The sequence below is a fragment of the Actinoallomurus vinaceus genome, from assembly GCF_039542055.1.
Taxonomy (GTDB): domain Bacteria; phylum Actinomycetota; class Actinomycetes; order Streptosporangiales; family Streptosporangiaceae; genus Actinoallomurus; species Actinoallomurus vinaceus.
In genome coordinates this window covers 315,545-330,137 of sequence record NZ_BAABHK010000002.1, presented here as the reverse complement: position 1 = coordinate 330,137, position 14,593 = coordinate 315,545, and the positions used below count along the sequence as shown (strand labels likewise).

The 14,593-nt window shown below is 68.5% G+C and carries 15 protein-coding genes; 5 read left to right on the top strand and 10 right to left on the bottom strand.

Annotated features, from left to right (window positions below; genetic code table 11):
• Positions 1-74: 74 nt before the first annotated feature.
• The 5 genes from ABEA24_RS07685 to ABEA24_RS07665 form a co-directional block, all read right to left on the bottom strand.
• The gene (locus ABEA24_RS07685) at positions 75-749 is read right to left on the bottom strand and encodes a nucleoside/nucleotide kinase family protein (protein WP_345429962.1); all 675 of its coding nucleotides are present in this window, start codon (positions 747-749) and stop codon (positions 75-77) included.
• Positions 746-1,630: a sugar phosphate isomerase/epimerase family protein gene (locus tag ABEA24_RS07680; RefSeq protein ID WP_345429961.1), complete on the bottom strand. Its 885-nt coding sequence runs from the start codon at positions 1,628-1,630 to the stop codon at positions 746-748. The genes ABEA24_RS07685 and ABEA24_RS07680 overlap by 4 nt, the downstream gene beginning before the upstream one ends.
• Before the next feature lie 37 nt (positions 1,631-1,667).
• Positions 1,668-2,444 carry an ATP-binding cassette domain-containing protein gene (locus ABEA24_RS07675; protein ID WP_345429960.1) on the bottom strand — a complete coding sequence of 259 codons (777 nt, stop codon included), beginning with the start codon at positions 2,442-2,444 and terminating at the stop codon, positions 1,668-1,670.
• The gene (locus ABEA24_RS07670) at positions 2,441-3,415 is read right to left on the bottom strand and encodes an ABC transporter permease (RefSeq protein WP_345429959.1); all 975 of its coding nucleotides are present in this window, start codon (positions 3,413-3,415) and stop codon (positions 2,441-2,443) included. The genes ABEA24_RS07675 and ABEA24_RS07670 overlap by 4 nt, the downstream gene beginning before the upstream one ends.
• Before the next feature lie 66 nt (positions 3,416-3,481).
• Positions 3,482-4,510, bottom strand: coding sequence for a sugar ABC transporter substrate-binding protein (locus tag ABEA24_RS07665; protein WP_345429958.1), 1,029 nt, complete (start codon positions 4,508-4,510; stop codon positions 3,482-3,484).
• Between the two features lie 131 nt (positions 4,511-4,641).
• On the opposite strand from ABEA24_RS07665, the gene ABEA24_RS07660 reads away from it, so the two are divergent.
• Entirely contained in the window at positions 4,642-5,850 is a 1,209-nt protein-coding gene (locus tag ABEA24_RS07660) for an ROK family protein (protein WP_345429957.1), read from the top strand.
• A gap of 123 nt (positions 5,851-5,973) precedes the next feature.
• Here ABEA24_RS07660 and ABEA24_RS07655 read toward each other — a convergent pair whose 3' ends face one another.
• A complete protein-coding gene (locus ABEA24_RS07655; RefSeq protein WP_345429956.1) occupies positions 5,974-6,600 on the bottom strand; it encodes a TetR/AcrR family transcriptional regulator in 627 nt (208 codons plus the stop codon).
• A gap of 95 nt (positions 6,601-6,695) precedes the next feature.
• Between ABEA24_RS07655 and ABEA24_RS07650 the strand changes: the two genes are divergently transcribed.
• The 4 genes from ABEA24_RS07650 to ABEA24_RS07635 all read left to right on the top strand — a co-directional run bounded on the left by ABEA24_RS07650 (position 6,696) and on the right by ABEA24_RS07635 (position 11,127).
• Positions 6,696-8,153, top strand: coding sequence for an MFS transporter (locus ABEA24_RS07650; protein WP_345429955.1), 1,458 nt, complete (start codon positions 6,696-6,698; stop codon positions 8,151-8,153).
• A gap of 52 nt (positions 8,154-8,205) precedes the next feature.
• On the top strand, positions 8,206-9,009 hold the full coding sequence (locus ABEA24_RS07645) for an enoyl-CoA hydratase/isomerase family protein (RefSeq protein ID WP_345429954.1): 804 nt from the start codon (positions 8,206-8,208) through the stop codon (positions 9,007-9,009).
• Between the two features lie 18 nt (positions 9,010-9,027).
• Positions 9,028-10,143, top strand: coding sequence for a zinc-binding dehydrogenase (locus ABEA24_RS07640; RefSeq protein ID WP_345429953.1), 1,116 nt, complete (start codon positions 9,028-9,030; stop codon positions 10,141-10,143).
• A gap of 639 nt (positions 10,144-10,782) precedes the next feature.
• Positions 10,783-11,127, top strand: coding sequence for a hypothetical protein (locus ABEA24_RS07635; protein ID WP_345429952.1), 345 nt, complete (start codon positions 10,783-10,785; stop codon positions 11,125-11,127).
• 2 nt (positions 11,128-11,129) lie between these two features.
• Here ABEA24_RS07635 and ABEA24_RS07630 read toward each other — a convergent pair whose 3' ends face one another.
• From ABEA24_RS07630 to ABEA24_RS07615, 4 genes are all read right to left on the bottom strand, one after another.
• A complete protein-coding gene (locus tag ABEA24_RS07630; RefSeq protein ID WP_345429951.1) occupies positions 11,130-11,588 on the bottom strand; it encodes a dihydrofolate reductase in 459 nt (152 codons plus the stop codon).
• A complete protein-coding gene (locus ABEA24_RS07625) occupies positions 11,585-12,382 on the bottom strand; it encodes a thymidylate synthase (protein WP_345429950.1) in 798 nt (265 codons plus the stop codon). Before ABEA24_RS07625 ends, ABEA24_RS07630 begins: the two co-directional genes overlap by 4 nt.
• A gap of 48 nt (positions 12,383-12,430) precedes the next feature.
• Positions 12,431-13,441, bottom strand: a complete 1,011-nt coding sequence (locus ABEA24_RS07620) for a threonine ammonia-lyase (RefSeq protein ID WP_345429949.1) — start codon at positions 13,439-13,441, stop codon at positions 12,431-12,433.
• Between the two features lie 111 nt (positions 13,442-13,552).
• Complete coding sequence (locus ABEA24_RS07615) at positions 13,553-14,344, bottom strand: methyltransferase domain-containing protein (RefSeq protein WP_345430631.1); 792 nt, start codon at positions 14,342-14,344, stop codon at positions 13,553-13,555.
• Positions 14,345-14,593 lie beyond the last annotated feature (249 nt).

Genomic DNA, 14,593 nt, shown 5'->3' with positions numbered 1-14,593 from the left:
CGCACGGACGGCCTCCTGCCCCCGGACACGCGACAGCACCGCCGAGGACTGCCTGGAGGCAATGACCACGACGGTCACCGATCGTCGATCGAGCGTAGGAGCCGGGCGGGGATGACGAGGTCGGCGTGTCGGCGCGTTTCGGCGATGAGGTCGGCGTTGCGTTGGTCCGTGCCCGTCGCCCAGGCCACCGCCGCTTCGTGGTCCTTGCCGAAGCGTTCGTGGCGGGCGATGAGGCGGCGCAGGCGCTCCTCCGTGTCGAGGTCGCAGTACCAGACCTCGTCGAGTTGCCGCCGTACGCGCGCCCAGTGATCGTCGCCGAGCAGAAGGTAGTTCCCTTCGGTGACGATGAGCCGGGCGGTGCGTGGTACGGGGATGCTGCCGGCGATCGGCTGCTCGAGGTCGCGTTCGAACGCGGGTGCGTAGACCACCTCGTCCTCGTCCTCGTCCGCGCGGAGCCGGCGGAGCAGGGCGGCATAGCCGGCGGCGTCGAAGGTGTCCGGGGCGCCTTTGCGGTCACGCCGCCCGAGGCGGTCGAGTTCGACGTCGGCGAGGTGAAAGCCGTCCATCGGCACGTGCGCCACCCACTGGCCCGGCTCCCCTCCGTCGGGGGGTGTCCGGCGCAACAGGCTGACCACGTACCGGGCGAAGGTCGTCTTTCCGGCTCCAGGAGGGCCGGTGACGCCCAGGACAGCACGCTGCCCGCCTGCCATGAGCGAACGGGCGCGTGTCGTGAGCTCCTCCAGGGTCATCGCCGGTCCTGGCCTGCGGCTAGGTGGCCGGCGATGAACCCACGGGCGTGCCGTGCCAGGTCCTCACCGTCCGACCAGAGGTTGCGCCAGATGGCCAGATCGTTGGACAGGCCGGCCATCACCACGGCGGAGGAGAAGGACTCGAATGTGATGGGGCCTCGGTAGCCGATGTCGGCCAGGGCGTGGAAGAACGAGGTGAAGTCCAGGTGCCCGGAGCCGAGGTAGCCGCGATGGTTCTCGCCGATGTGCACGTAGCCGAGCCTGTCCCCGACCTCGTGTACGGGCCGGACGAGATCGTCCTCCTCGATGTTCATGTGGTACGTGTCGAGGTGGATGAGCACGTTGTCCTCGCCGATGTCGTCGGCGAGGACGAGAGCGTCGTGGGCGGTGTTGATGACGTTGGTCTCGTAGCGGTTGCAGATCTCGATGCCGAGGGTCATGCCGCGCCGGCGGGCCTCCTGCGCGAGCCGCCGCAGCACGGCTACGACGTTACGGCGCCCCGCGTCGCTGAGCGGCCTGTCGTATTTGCCGAGCGCGCTGTAGAGCGCGCCGGTGAAGTGCGTGCCGCCGAGCCGGTTTGTGGCGGCGAGGGAGTCCTGGAGCAGTTTCTCGCCGCGTTCGACGACGGCGACGTCCTCGCTCGAGACGTCGGCGTCGAAGGCCAGGCCGCGGGAGCAGGCCACGCCCAGTCCTGCGGCCTCCAACTCCTCGCGCGCCGCCTCGACGTCGAGGTTCACCGAGTCGTGCAGGGAGAGCTCGAGCAGGTCGAAGCCCGTCGCCTTGGTCTTCTCGATCGCGTAGGTGAGCGATGAGGGTGAGGTGTCACCGACCCAGACGAGGGCGTGCACGCCGATCGGGTTTTCCGTGGTCTGCGCGGTCATAGGGGAATGGGTTCCTTCTGGTGATAGCGGAACGGGATCAGCGGCTCTTGGCGCCGGTGATGAGGGCGACGATCTCCTCGCCCGTCGTGTCGGACGTACGGCGGCCGCCGACACAGCGGCCGGCTCGCATCACCCATACCTGGTCGCTGAGCCGCATGACCTGCGCGAAGTCGTGGCTGATGAGCAGGATGGCGTGTCCCTCGTCGCGGAGCCTGAGGATGAGCTCCTCCACCCGGGCGGTCTCCTGGACGCCGAGGGCGGCAGTGGGCTCGTCCATGATGACCAGCCGGGAGCTGAAGCCGGCCGCCCGGCAGATGGCCACCGCCTGACGCTGGCCGCCGGACAGCCGCCGCACGCGCGACCTCACCGCCGGGACGTTCACCGCCAGTGTGGACACCATCTCCTGCGCGCGGGCCTGCATGGCCCGGCGATCGAGGATGGCGATGGGACCCAGCCGCCGTACGAGCTCCCGGTTGAGGAACAGGTTCTGCCAGACGGTGAGGTCCTCGACGAGCGCGAGATTCTGGTGGACGGTCTCGATACCGGCCGTGCGCGCGTCCTCGGGGGACCGGAAGTCGGTCGGCCGGTCGTCGAGGAGCACGCGTCCGCCGTCGGGCCGGTGGATCCCGGAGATGCAGCGGACCAGGGTCGACTTGCCCGCGCCGTTGTCGCCCACCAGGGCTGTGATCTCCCCTTTGCGTAGGGTGAGAGATGCCTCGACGAGGGCGTGGACGTTTCCGAAGGACAGCGAGACGTTCTCGCATTCGAGCAGGATGTCTCCGGCAGGGCCGGCCGGCTTCGGCTGAACAGTCATCGCTGGAACCTCGTCATGAGCGCGGCCAGCACCACGACGATGCCGACGGCGAGGGGCTGGTAGAACTGGGAGACCCCCAGCAGCGTGAGCCCGTTGACCAGTGCCGTCAGCAGCAACGCGCCGATGACCGGGCCGGTGATGGTGCCGCGTCCGCCGAAGAGGCTGACCCCGCCGAGCACGACCGCGGCGACCGAGTTGAGCAGGAAGGCGGTGTTGGCGGCCGGCTCGGCGGCTCCGACCCTGGCCACGAGCAGGATCGCACCCAGTCCGGCCAGGGTTCCTGAGACCGTGTAGACGGCGATCTTGATCCGCCGGGTGCTGATGCCCATGGCCGTGGCCGACTCCGGTGCACCGCCGGTCGCCAGCACATGCGTGCCGAAGCGGCTGTGAAAGAGCATCACGTGCGCGAGGACGGCGACGACGGCCGCGATGATGAACGACCACCCGAAGATCCCGACACCGCCGGTGGACAGGCGCAGCAGGAACGGGTCCACGATGGTCACCGGCTTGCCGTTGGACAGGATCAGCGCGAGTCCGGAGGCCGCCGAGAGCGTCCCGAGCGTGACGATGAAGTCGGTGATCTTCCCCCGGGCGATGAGCGTTCCGTTGACCACGCCGAGTACGGCCGAGGAGACGACCGCGACGACGGCGGACAGGGGCAGTCCCCAGCCACTCGTGTAGGCCTGGCCGAACACGACCGCGCCGAGGGTCATGGTGGAGGCGACCGACAGGTCGATGCCGGCGGTGCTGATCACGAATGTCTGACCGACCGCCAGGATGATCAGGATCGCGGCAGCCACGAGCATCGACTGGACGTTGCCGGTGCTCAGGAATGTGGAGTTGAGGCTCTGGAAGACGACCACCAGGACGACGAGTCCGATGAGGGCCGCCCATTCGGCCCAGAAGCCGATGTCCCGTAGTCGCGTGGACCAGGCGTCGCGGCCGGGCACCGCGAGCTGTGCGTCTGCCATTTCCGTCCTTCTAGTCGCGACGGCGTCCAGGGCGTGATGCTCCCGTCCGGGACCGCGGGGTCGCCCTTACTTGCCGAGTGCCTTGAACGGGTCGTCGTAGGAGCCGAACGGCTTGGGCGTAGCGGCCAGGGCCTTGTCGGCGTTGTCCTTGGTGACCAGTTCGACCGGGGCCTTGACGTCCGCGGGCAGCGTCTTGCCCTTGGCGGAGGCCTGGCAGGCCTCGACGCCCATCAAGCCGATTGCGTACGGGTACTGCGCGACGGTGGCGTCGAGCGAACCGCTCTTGACCGCGTCGAGGGCGTCTTTGATGCCGTCGACGCTGATGACCTTCACCTTGCCGGTCTTGCCGGCGTTGGCGATGGCCCGGGCCACGCCGAGCCCCATGTCGTCGTTGGCGACGAAGAAGCCGGTCAGATCGGGATGAGCGCGCAGGACGTTGGTCGCCGCCGTGAGCGCGGTTTGCCGATCCCAGTCCGCGGCGACAGTCTGGACGATCTTCAGTTTCGGGCCGATGCCCTGCCCGAACCCCGTGATCCGCGCGCCACTGGTGACGTCTCCGGCGATGCCGCCGATGACGGCGACGTCGCCCCCGGAGCCGACCAGCCGGGCCATCTGCTCGCCGGCCATCTTGCCGGCCTGGACGTTGTCGGTGCCGATGTACGTGGCCGGAGTCGCCTTCGCGGTCTTGGCCGCCTTGGCGTCGATCGGGCTGTCGATGTTGACGATCGTCTTCTTGAGCGCAGCGATCTTGGCGAGTCCCTGCACCAGGTTGGTGCCGGAGATCGGGTTGACGATGAAGCAGGAATAGGGCTGGCCGGCGAGAGCATTGAGCTTCTCCGCCTGCCCCGTCGTGTCAGTGATCGCGTTCGCGGCCTGCACGGTCGTCGAGACCCCGCCCGTCCGGGCCTGGTCGTCGATCCCCTGCTTCATGGTCTGGAAGAACGGGTTGTCCAGTCCTTTGATCACAGCGGCGACCTTCGCGCCGCTGCCGGAGCCGCCCGAACCGCCGGAACCGCAGGCACCCAGCCCCAGTACACCGGCGGTCACCACGGTCGTCACCGCCGTGATCCGGCCTGCCGTCTTCTGCACTCGCATCGGAGCGCTCCTTTCGCCTTCAGTGCGACGAACATACGGGTACTTCGGGATCCCGACAACCCCTGTTTCGACTTTTAAAGTCGTAACATGCGATACTTTCGTCTCCATCGGCACGCGGGTAAGGTGATCTTGTGGATAGGGTTAACGCCGCCGCCTTGCGAGCGGGGGTCAGTCACGGTGAGGTGTTCGGACTGTTCCGTGATGTCCGTGACGGCCTGACCAAAGCCGACGTTATGCGCCACAGCGGACTGTCCCGGACGGCCGTCAACCAGCGTCTCGACAGCCTCCTCGCGGCGGGGCTACTGGTCCCGGCACCGGAGGAGGCCCGCACCCGAGGCCGGCCGGCCAGCCAGTTCGTCGTCAACCGCGACCGTGGTGTGCTTCTGGTGGCCGATGTCGGCGCGACCGGGCTGCGCGCCGCTCTGTGCGACCTCGGCGGCGCGGTCCGCGCAGAGCGGGCGGCCGACGCCGACGTGACAAGCGGGCCGGAGGCCATCCTCACTCTCGTGCACAGGCTGTTCACGGAGATGCTCGAGGAGACCCGGCAGGCCGAGGAGAACGTGCTCGGCGTGGGAATCGATGTTCCCGGCCCCGTGGACTTCGCCACCGGCCGGGTGGTCAGCCCGCCCATCATGACCGGCTGGGACCGTTATGACATCCCCGGATGGTTCACCCGTCGCTACGACTGCCCGGTCCTGGTCGACAAGGACGTCAACGCGATGGCCGTCGGCGAGCAGCGCCTGCGCTATCCCGGCGTGGCGCACTTGCTCATGGTCAAGATCGGCACGGGGGTCGGCACCGGCCTCATCGCCGGCGGTCAGGTCCACCGGGGAGCGGACGGCGCCGCCGGCGATGTCGGTCATATCCAGGTGACCGTCGAGGACGTCGCCGAGCCGCCGATCTGCCGATGCGGAAACGCGGGCTGTGTGGAGGCCTATGCCGGGGGCTGGGCTCTCGTCCGTGATCTCCGGGACGCCGGCCGTGAGGTGACCACGGTCAACGACGCCGTACGGCTGATCCGCAGCGGCGATCTCGTGGCCGTACGGCTGGCCCGGCGCGCGGCTCGCATCCTCGGCGGCGCGATAGCCGACACCGTCAATCTCTTCAACCCGCGCGTCATCGCCATCGGTGGCCAGCTCGCCCACACCGATGAGCAACTGTTCGCCGGCATCCGCGAGGTGGTCTACCGGCGTTCACTCCCTCTGGCGACCCGCAACCTGCAGATCGTCCGCAGCGAACTCGACCCCAACGCCGGCATCCTCGGCTTGGCGGAGCTCCTGGTGGACGGCATCTACGCGCCACAGCGCGTCCAAGAACTGGTGGAACGCGCGGCCGGGTGAACGCCCGGTCGCCCGAGAGGTGCGCGCGGTCGCCCTGGTCGTGACACGACAGGTAGGGGAAGGCGTGCGGGTGGCGGCCTGACCGCGAACGTCAGCGTCCAGGGTCCGGGCCGACGGCTCCGGTCACCGCGGCTGGGCGACCGTGCCGTAGACAATTCGCAGGACGACCTCGGTGAGGTCCTCGAGTCCCTGCTCAAAACTCTTCCCCGAGCGAGCCGCGAGGTCGGGGAATCGCTTGTCGCGGAGTTCGGAGACGATCTCCGCGAGGGCTCGGGGAGTGACGCCCAGGGGTGCCGCTCCAGCGGCCTGGTCGCGCTCGATCTTCGCGGCGAGTCCGGTCACGAAGCGTTCGTGCGCTCGCTCCGTCCACTCGACCAGCGGCTCGTAGTCGAGTGCGCCGGTGGTGCAGCGAAGAATCGATTGATGATCGCGCCACACCTCGGCGACAAGGCGGTGGTGCTCGTGGAGACCTGTCGCGTCCGGTCCGGAGCTCTCGAACCACTGATAGGTCGCACCGAACTGATCCCATAGTCCTTCCAGCAGCGCCATCACGACGGCCTGTTTGGTCGGGAAGTAGAAGTAGAACGTCGTCCGCGAGATGCCGGCCGCGCCCGCGATGTCGTCGATGGTCAGGTCGTTGACGCCGCGGTCAGTGAGCAGCGCACGTGTCGCCTCGAGGATCTGCGCCTCGCGCTGGTCGCCTTTGCTCTGGCCTGCTCGCCGACGCACCGGGGTCTTCACGCTCGCCATGTCTGAGATCGTACGTTGTCCACGCCGAGTCTGCTATTACCGACGCCACGTCGGCGATATTCGACACTCTGTCGATTCTGTGTCATCGTCATGCCATGACGAACCCCCTCGAGACCCGGACCGACGGGGCCGTCGAGACGCCCTCGGCCGCACGCCCGGCGACGTACTCACGGCTCGTACTGCCCGCGATGGCAGCGAACGTCTTCCTGCTCTCGATGATCCAGACGCTGGTCGTTCCGGCACTGCCATTGATCGGCCAACAACTGCACACCAGTGCGACGACCGTCGGCTGGGTCGCCACGGCGACGATGCTGACGGCCTCCGCCGTGACCCCGCTGTTCGGGCGACTCGGAGACGTGTACGGGAACCGGCGCATCGTTCTGTCGGCCCTGCTTGTCACTCTCATCGGAAGCGTCATCGCCGCGACGACCCACACGATCGGCCTCCTGATCGCGGGTCGAGTGCTCCAGGGTGCGAGCTTCGGCCTGTTCCCGCTGGCCATCAGCGTGCTTCGCAAAGAACTTCCGATCGCACGGCTGCACCACGCACTCTCGATCACCGCGTCCGCCCTTGGGATCGGAAGCGGATTCGCGCTCGTGGCGACCGGCGTTCTCACGCAGCACGGTGCCGACTATCGCCGAATCTTCTGGCTCAGCGTGGTCCTGACGGTTGCCGTGCTCGCGCTCGCGGCCAAGGCGTTGCCGCGGCGCGCCGGCCAGGGTGGTCGGGTCGACTATCTCGGTGCACTCGTCCTCGGGTCGGGGCTGGTCGCCCTGCTGCTTCCCGTCGCGCAGGGCCACGAGTGGGGTTGGACCTCGGCGCGGGTGATCGGGCTGTTCGCTGCCTCCGCGGTCGTGTTGGCGGGCTTCGGATTCCTCCAGGCGCGGACTCGCCAACCGCTGGTCGCACTCTCGCTTCTGGCGCACCGGCCCGTGCTGGCTACCAATCTCGCGTCCGCGTTCGTCGGCTTCGCGATGTTCAGCGTCTTCCTCGGCGCGACATTCTTCGTTCAGACGCCGCGCGCGGTCACAGGTTTCGGCTTCGGGGCGAGTGTGCTTCGCACGAGCGTGGTCTACATGCTGCCGGGCACCGTGCTGGCGATTCCGCTCGGGCCGATGGCCGGCCGGATCGTCACGCGCTACGGACCTCGAGTAGTGCTCCTCGGTGCGTGCGTGCTCGGAGTGGCGGCGTTGGCGGCGATGGCCTTCCTGCACGGGAACTCCGTCGAGTTCATCGTCGGACTCGTGCTCGCGAATGTCGCCGTTGCCGTCGCCTACGCGGCGATGCCCGCTCTGCTCGTGACGCACGTCGCGCCACACGAGACGGGGGTCGCGAACTCGATCAACTCGATCATGCGGACCATTGGTGGTGCCATCGGAACGGCGATCGTGGTCACGATTCTCACGAGCGAAACCGTCCTGTATCGGACTCCCGCCGGCCCGCTGGCCCTCCCGACCGAATGGGCATATCGGACGGCGTTCCTCCTCGGTGGCGCGGCCTTCACGCTCGCCGCGTTGCTCGCCGCGTTCGGATTCAAGCGGTCCGGCCACTAGTCGCACGTCGTACCTCGAACAGACCTCCCCGACAGAGACGAAAGAAGGCACGATGAACGAGCCGGCGACCAAGATCACGATCGATAAGCAGGTCCCCGGGTACTGGCGAGTCACGCTCGACAACCCACCCATCAACACCGTCGACGATCAGATGTACGACGAGGTCTTCGACCTGGTCGAAGCCATGGACGCCGAGCCCGCTCTGAAGGTCGTGACCTTCGAGAGCGCCAATCCCGACTACTTCCTCGCCCACTACGGCGTAGGAGAATCGAGCAGCCGCTTCGGAACGCCGCGCTGGCTCGAGGCCGCGACCAGGCTGACCCACAGCAACGTCCTCAGCATCGCCGTCGTCCGCGGTCGCGCCCGCGGCGGAGGCAGCGAATTCGCCCTCGCCTGCGACACCCGATTCGCGAGCCGCGAGAAGGCGATCTTCGGACAGCCGGAGGTCGGCTTCGGCCTCATCCCCGGCGGCGGCGCGCTGCAACGGCTCCCGCTCCTGGTGGGCCGCTCCCGCGCGATCGAAATCGTTCTCGGGGCGGACGACTTCGACGCCGACACGGCAGAGCGATACGGATGGATCAATCGGGCCGTCCCTGACGCGCAGCTCGACGACTTTGTCGCCGGGTTCGTACGCCGTGTGCTGTCCTTCGATGGTCAGGCGCTGGCCACGGCCAAGCAGATCCTGAACCAGACCTTCATCCCCAACCCAGACCAACTCCAGTCGACCCAAGCGACGTTCGGCGCGACTCTGCGCCGGCCGCAAGCACGCGAGCTCGTGACCAAAGCGCGAGAGCGCGGCCTGGGGACCGCAGGCGCGTTCGAGCTCGATCTCGGCCGATCCGTCGCCGAACTGTAGAGGGAAGGGCGTACGAAGATGAGCACCACCTCGTTGGAACTGCGGTCATTGATCACGCCGGAGGGCGAGCTGCGTCTCAGCCTCGAGGAGCGGGAGATCGCGCCGCCGGGACCTGACGAAGTCGTCATCCGGGTCGAGGCAGCGCCGATCAACCCCGCCGACCTGGCTGTGCTACTCGGGCCGGCGGATGTGGCGACTCTGAGCGTTGAGGCAACAGGTGGGCGGCCCGTCACCACCGCCACGGTGCCACCGCACCTCGTTCCGCGTGCGTCCGCGCGCCTTGGTAAGTCACTGCCGATCGGCCTCGAGGGCGCGGGCGTGGTCGTCGAGGCGGGCGCGGGCGCACGGCACCTGCTCGGCAAGGTCGTGAGCGCGGGAGCCGGGCGGATGTACACCCAATACCGCAAACTCCCAGCATTCGACGTCGTCCCGTTCCCGGAAGGGGTAACGCCGCAAGAGGGTGCCTCCGCCTACGTCAACCCGCTTACCGCGCTGGGCATGCTGTCGACGATGCGGCTGGAAGGACACTCTGCGCTGGTCCACACCGCTGCCGCGTCGAACCTCGGGCAGATGCTCAACAAGCTGTGCATCGCGGACGGTGTCGAAGTGGTCAACGTGGTTCGGAGTGCGGAACAGGAGGCGATCCTCAGGGTGATCGGCGCAACGCACATCGTGAACTCCACTCACCCTGACTTTCGAGATCAGCTGACGGCCGCGATCAGTGAGACGGGTGCAACGCTCGCCTTCGACGCCGTCGGAGGCGGCCCGCTCGGCGGTCTGATCTTGGCAGCGATGGAGGCCGCCCTCGTCGCCAAGGTTCCACCGAATGGCCCCTACGGCTCGCCGGTCCACAAGCAGGTGTACGTCTACGGCCGGCTGGATCGGTCGGAGACCACGACGCCGCCTACCGTCGGCATGGCCTGGGGAATCGGCGGCTGGCTCCTCCCTTACCACCTGACGCGCATCGGCCCCGAGGAGACACGGAAGCTGCGCGAGCGGGTCGCGCGCGAGATCACGACGACCTTCGCCAGCGCCTACACGAGCGAGATCTCGCTGGCCGAGGCGCTTCAACCGGATGTAATCCGTCGCTACCGGCGTATGGCGACGGGGGAGAAGTACCTCGTCAGGCCTTAATGAGTGACTGATCCGAATCGACGGACGCGCCGAAACCGGTTTTGGGGGCAAGTCTCGCCGGGCGAGCTCTTCTCTCAGGTGCGGTACTCCGATTCCGTACGGGGACGCCAGGTTCCGTCGAGCGGGACGCCGGCGGCGGCCGCGATCCGGTTGCGCGATTCCAGCAACCTGGTCTGCAATGCCGACAGGTCCATGCCCACCAGCTGGCCAACCGGTTGGCCGGCCTGCCCGGCGCGGCCACGGTGACCAGCTACGTCACCATGAAGACGCTCTCCGCCGACAGCGCGTGACCGAGGATGTCCAGGCGGGCGCCGACAGGTTCAGGTGGCGGCGATGGCGAACAGGCCCGCCGGCACCCGGTGATGTGGCGTTGCCCGGGTCGGGTCGGCTATTGATTCGGTCATGGACGGGTTCGGGCGGCGCGAGTTCCAGTTGGTCCTGCTGCGACGTATGGCTGACTACCAACCTGATCTCGTCGCCTCCGCGATCGGCTCGCTGGATGCCTCCCGAACCGAGATGCGTCAGGTGAACGCCAGATGGCAACGCATGCTGCGATCGTCGAGGTTCCCCGGCGGTGAGAGGCGGCTTCGGCTGGTACTCGGGCAACCGGTGAGCAGCACGGAACGTCTTCTGGGCGATGTGACATGCCGCACAGCCTGGTGGATGCTTCCGCTGTGGCCGGACCTTCGGTTCGAAGCGCTCATCGGGCCCGACGGGTCTGTCCTGCAGGAGTGGCTGATCCGGCCCGGCACGACTGCGGCGCCCCGGCTGGAAAACGTCACGGACCTGGTCCCATGGCGGTACGTCGTCAACGACGTGGCCGAACGGTTCGCACCGGTCCGGCACCAGGCCGAAACGGTACCAAGCCGATGGCACGTGGCCTTCTCCGCACCCGATGGCGGCCGCCGGCGGTCGTACGTGGCCCACTTCGTGTGGGGCCTGCTGCAGACCGTGGAAGAGCTTCCCGGCAAGGACCGTCGCTGACCTCAGTCCCAGGTCAGGAACCGGTAGTGCAGTCCGGTCGACGACTCCTGCCACGCCCCAACGGAATCCGGTGAGCGCCCCACATCCGGCGCGTGGGTGTCACCTTCGAAGAACTCCCGGATCTCGGTGACCACGATCCGATCCGCGAACGGCAGCGCCGCCCGATACACCGCCGCGCCGCCGATCACCCACACGCCCCCGGATACTGCGGCGAGCGCCGCTGGCAGGTCGGGGAACGTGTCCACGCCCTCCTGCGGCGTACGCGACAGCACAAGATTGCGCCTGCCCGGCAGCGGCCGGAACCGCGGCGGCAGCGACTCCCATGTGCGGCGGCCCATGAGCACGGTCGCGCCCGCGGTCAGGGAGCGGAAGTGCTTCAGGTCCTCCGGCAGGTGCCACGGCAGGGCGCCGTCACGGCCGATGACGCCGTTCGCCGACTGCGCCCAGACGAGCCCGATCACACCGCCACCGGTGCCTTGATGCCGGGGTGCGGGTCGTAGCCGTCGAGCGTGATGTGCTCGTAGGTGTAGTCGAACAGGCTGTCCGCGGGCTTCAAGCTCAGCGTGGGGAACGGCCGCGCCTCGCGCGTGATCTGCGTGCGGACCTGGTCCTCGTGGTTGTCGTAGATGTGACAGTCGCCTCCGGTCCAGACGAAGTCACCGACGCCGAGGCCCACCTGCTCGGCGATCATGTGCGTCAGCAGCGCGTAGCTCGCGATGTTGAACGGCACGCCGAGGAACAGGTCCGCGCTGCGCTGGTACAGCTGGCAGGAGAGCTCGCCGTCGGCGACGTAGAACTGGAAGAACGCGTGGCACGGCGGCAGCGCCATCCGGGGGATGTCGGCGACGTTCCACGCGGACACGATGATCCGCCGAGAGTCGGGGTTCTCGCGCAGCGTGCGCAACACCTGGCTGATCTGGTCGACATGCCCGCCGTCCGGGGTCGGCCACGACCGCCACTGCACGCCGTAGACCGGGCCGAGATCACCGTCCGGCGCCGCCCACTCGTCCCAGATCGTGACGCCGTTCTCCCGCAGCCACGTGACGTTCGCGTCGCCGCGCAGGAACCACAGCAGCTCATACGCGATCGAGCGGAAGTGGACCTTCTTCGTCGTGATCAGCGGGAAGCCGTCGGCCAGCCGGTAGCGCAGCTGATGACCGAAGATCGACCGTGTGCCCGTGCCGGTGCGGTCCTCCTTGCGGGCGCCCGTGTCGAGCACGTGGTGGAGCAGGTCTTCGTACTGTGTGTCCGGCATGCCCGCGAGCCTAGACGAGTAGTTCCCAACGTTAGTGGTCGTAGGTGGTCAGGGAACGCGTGATCGGTTGGCCGGTGGCTCGGTTGAAGGGAGCTGAGCCGCACCGACCCAGTGGTGATAGGCGTCTACGTCGACGTTGCTGCCGCACACGATGGTGACCACGTGCCGGCCGGCGAAGCGGTCACGGTCTTCGAGGATCGCCGCGATGCCGAGCGCGGCCGACGGTTCGACGACGAGGCCGGCGTGGTCGAGGAGCATGCGCATACCGGCGGTGATCGACGCCTCCTGGACCAGGACGGCGTCGTCGGCGACCAGGAGGAGGTCGTTCAGGACGGCCGGGATGGGACGCCGGCCGGCGACGCCGTCAGCGATGGTGCTGGTCGAGTCGGTGGTGACGACCCGCCGTTCGCGCCAGGAGTGCGTCATCGCCGGTGCGCCCAGCGGCTGGACGCAGATCACCTCGACGTCGGGCGCCAAGGCCTTCACCACATGACCCACACCGGTGGCCAGCGCCCCACCGCCCAGGGCGATCAGGACGGCGTCGAACGAGGGCACGGTGTCCACCAGTTCCAGGCCGATGGTCGCCGCGCCCTCACACGTCTCGATGTCCAGGCTGTCTTCGACCAGCCGGATGCCGTCGGCCCGCGCGATGGCCGCCGCCCGCTCGCGAGCCGTGTCGAAGTCGCCGTCCACCAGTTCCAGTCTGGCGTCCAATGCGCGGATGCGATCAAGCTTGGCCTTAGGCGCGAAGCGGGATGCCACGACGGTGACGTCGAGCCCCCGGCCGCGCCCGGACCAGGCGAGGGCCTGGCCAAGGTTGCCCGCGCTTGCGCACACCACGGCTCGCGGGCCATTGTCGGCGAGCAGGCTCGCGACCACCTCGGTGCCGCGGGCCTTGAAGCTGCGGACCGGGTTCGCCGTTTCGAGCTTGATGCTCACCCTGCACCCGAGGTCGGGCTCCATCGCCTCGCAGCGGTACAGCGGAGTGTCGAGAAAAATCGGGTCGATCACCCGGCGAGCCGCCCGGATCCGAGCAGTGTCGAGGCGCGTCTCCTGCACGACACAGCAGCGTAGCGCCACCGGCCCTGTTCCAATTGGGGAACGCCCCTTCGCGATCTTGCAACTGGGTGGCAGGGGTACGGGAATCGCTGTCGGGAAGCGCGCCGCTGTCTACACGGGGGAATGCCGCGGCGCGTCGGCGATGACGATGTGCAGGGTCGCCGTGGCGAGGAACGGTCCGGTGGCGAGACGGTCGAGCCACTCGCGTGCGGCGTCGGCGGTCAGATAGCCGGCCTCGACGGCGCGCCGTGTGTTGCGCTCGATGCCGAGGATCCTGTCGGCCGCGGCCAGGTCGCGGAAGACCGGCGTGACCGGGACGACCGCGGGCACCTCGAAGCCTGCCTCGGCGGCCAGCCGGGGGAGCTGACGGCCGACGACGGAGTTGCGTACGACCCGCTCGGCGACGTGCCGGGTGTAGGCGCGGGCGGTCGCGACGTCGGGATGGTCGATGGCGAGGGTGTCCCAGTCGGGCTCGCCCATGACGAGGCGCCCGCCCGGGCGCAGCACGCGCCGCAGCTCGGCCAGGGCCGCGGCCGGGTCGGCGACGTGCTGGAGCACGCGGTCCGTACGGGCGCGGTCGACGCCGCCGTCCGGCAGCGGCAGCGCGTGCGCGTCCCCCAGCACGACCTGAACCCGCGCGCCGGACGCCGTACGGGTGTGGGCGCGGGCGGCCATGCGAGGGTCGCGGTCGACGCCGATCACGTGGCCCTCGCCGCCGACGGCGCCGGCGAGGGCGCCCAGGTCGGTGCCGGGGCCGCAGCCCAGGTCGAGGACCGTCTGCCCCGGCCGGGCGTCCAGCAGCGCGAGCATCCGCCCCTTGTAGTCGCGGCCGAGGTCGGTGGCGGCGAGCCGGTCCAGGTACGCCACCGAGTCGGGCGCCGTCGTCTCGAACGCGGACATCATGATCACCACCTAACCTTCGGGCAGGGCCGGACCGCAACCCCGGTCAGCATTGCGCGAATGTCGGCCCGTGAACTGGTAGGCGCGCATATTGCGGTATCGCGTATGCGTGGGCATCGCGCTCTCAGGACGTCTGTCCCCCTGAGGGCATTCACATTCTGTCCGTAGTTGGTCAATTGAACGAGGGAACCGCGGAAGTGTGACCGTGGGTGTCCCAGCAGCATCAGGGATGGTCACTGGGTGCTCTGGAAA

Excerpts from the sequence above, each read along its gene's own strand:
- ABEA24_RS07685 (WP_345429962.1), bottom strand. The coding sequence starts at position 749 with ATGACCCTGGAGGAGCTCACGACACGCGCCCGTTCGCTCATGGCAGGC.
- ABEA24_RS07680 (WP_345429961.1), bottom strand. The coding sequence starts at position 1,630 with ATGACCGCGCAGACCACGGAAAACCCGATCGGCGTGCACGCCCTCGTC.
- ABEA24_RS07675 (WP_345429960.1), bottom strand. The coding sequence starts at position 2,444 with ATGACTGTTCAGCCGAAGCCGGCCGGCCCTGCCGGAGACATCCTGCTC.
- ABEA24_RS07670 (WP_345429959.1), bottom strand. The coding sequence starts at position 3,415 with ATGGCAGACGCACAGCTCGCGGTGCCCGGCCGCGACGCCTGGTCCACG.
- ABEA24_RS07665 (WP_345429958.1), bottom strand. The coding sequence starts at position 4,510 with ATGCGAGTGCAGAAGACGGCAGGCCGGATCACGGCGGTGACGACCGTG.
- ABEA24_RS07655 (WP_345429956.1), bottom strand. The coding sequence starts at position 6,600 with ATGGCGAGCGTGAAGACCCCGGTGCGTCGGCGAGCAGGCCAGAGCAAA.
- ABEA24_RS07650 (WP_345429955.1), top strand. The coding sequence starts at position 6,696 with ATGACGAACCCCCTCGAGACCCGGACCGACGGGGCCGTCGAGACGCCC.
- ABEA24_RS07645 (WP_345429954.1), top strand. The coding sequence starts at position 8,206 with ATGAACGAGCCGGCGACCAAGATCACGATCGATAAGCAGGTCCCCGGG.
- ABEA24_RS07640 (WP_345429953.1), top strand. The coding sequence starts at position 9,028 with ATGAGCACCACCTCGTTGGAACTGCGGTCATTGATCACGCCGGAGGGC.
- ABEA24_RS07625 (WP_345429950.1), bottom strand. The coding sequence starts at position 12,382 with ATGCCGGACACACAGTACGAAGACCTGCTCCACCACGTGCTCGACACG.
- ABEA24_RS07615 (WP_345430631.1), bottom strand. The coding sequence starts at position 14,344 with ATGATGTCCGCGTTCGAGACGACGGCGCCCGACTCGGTGGCGTACCTG.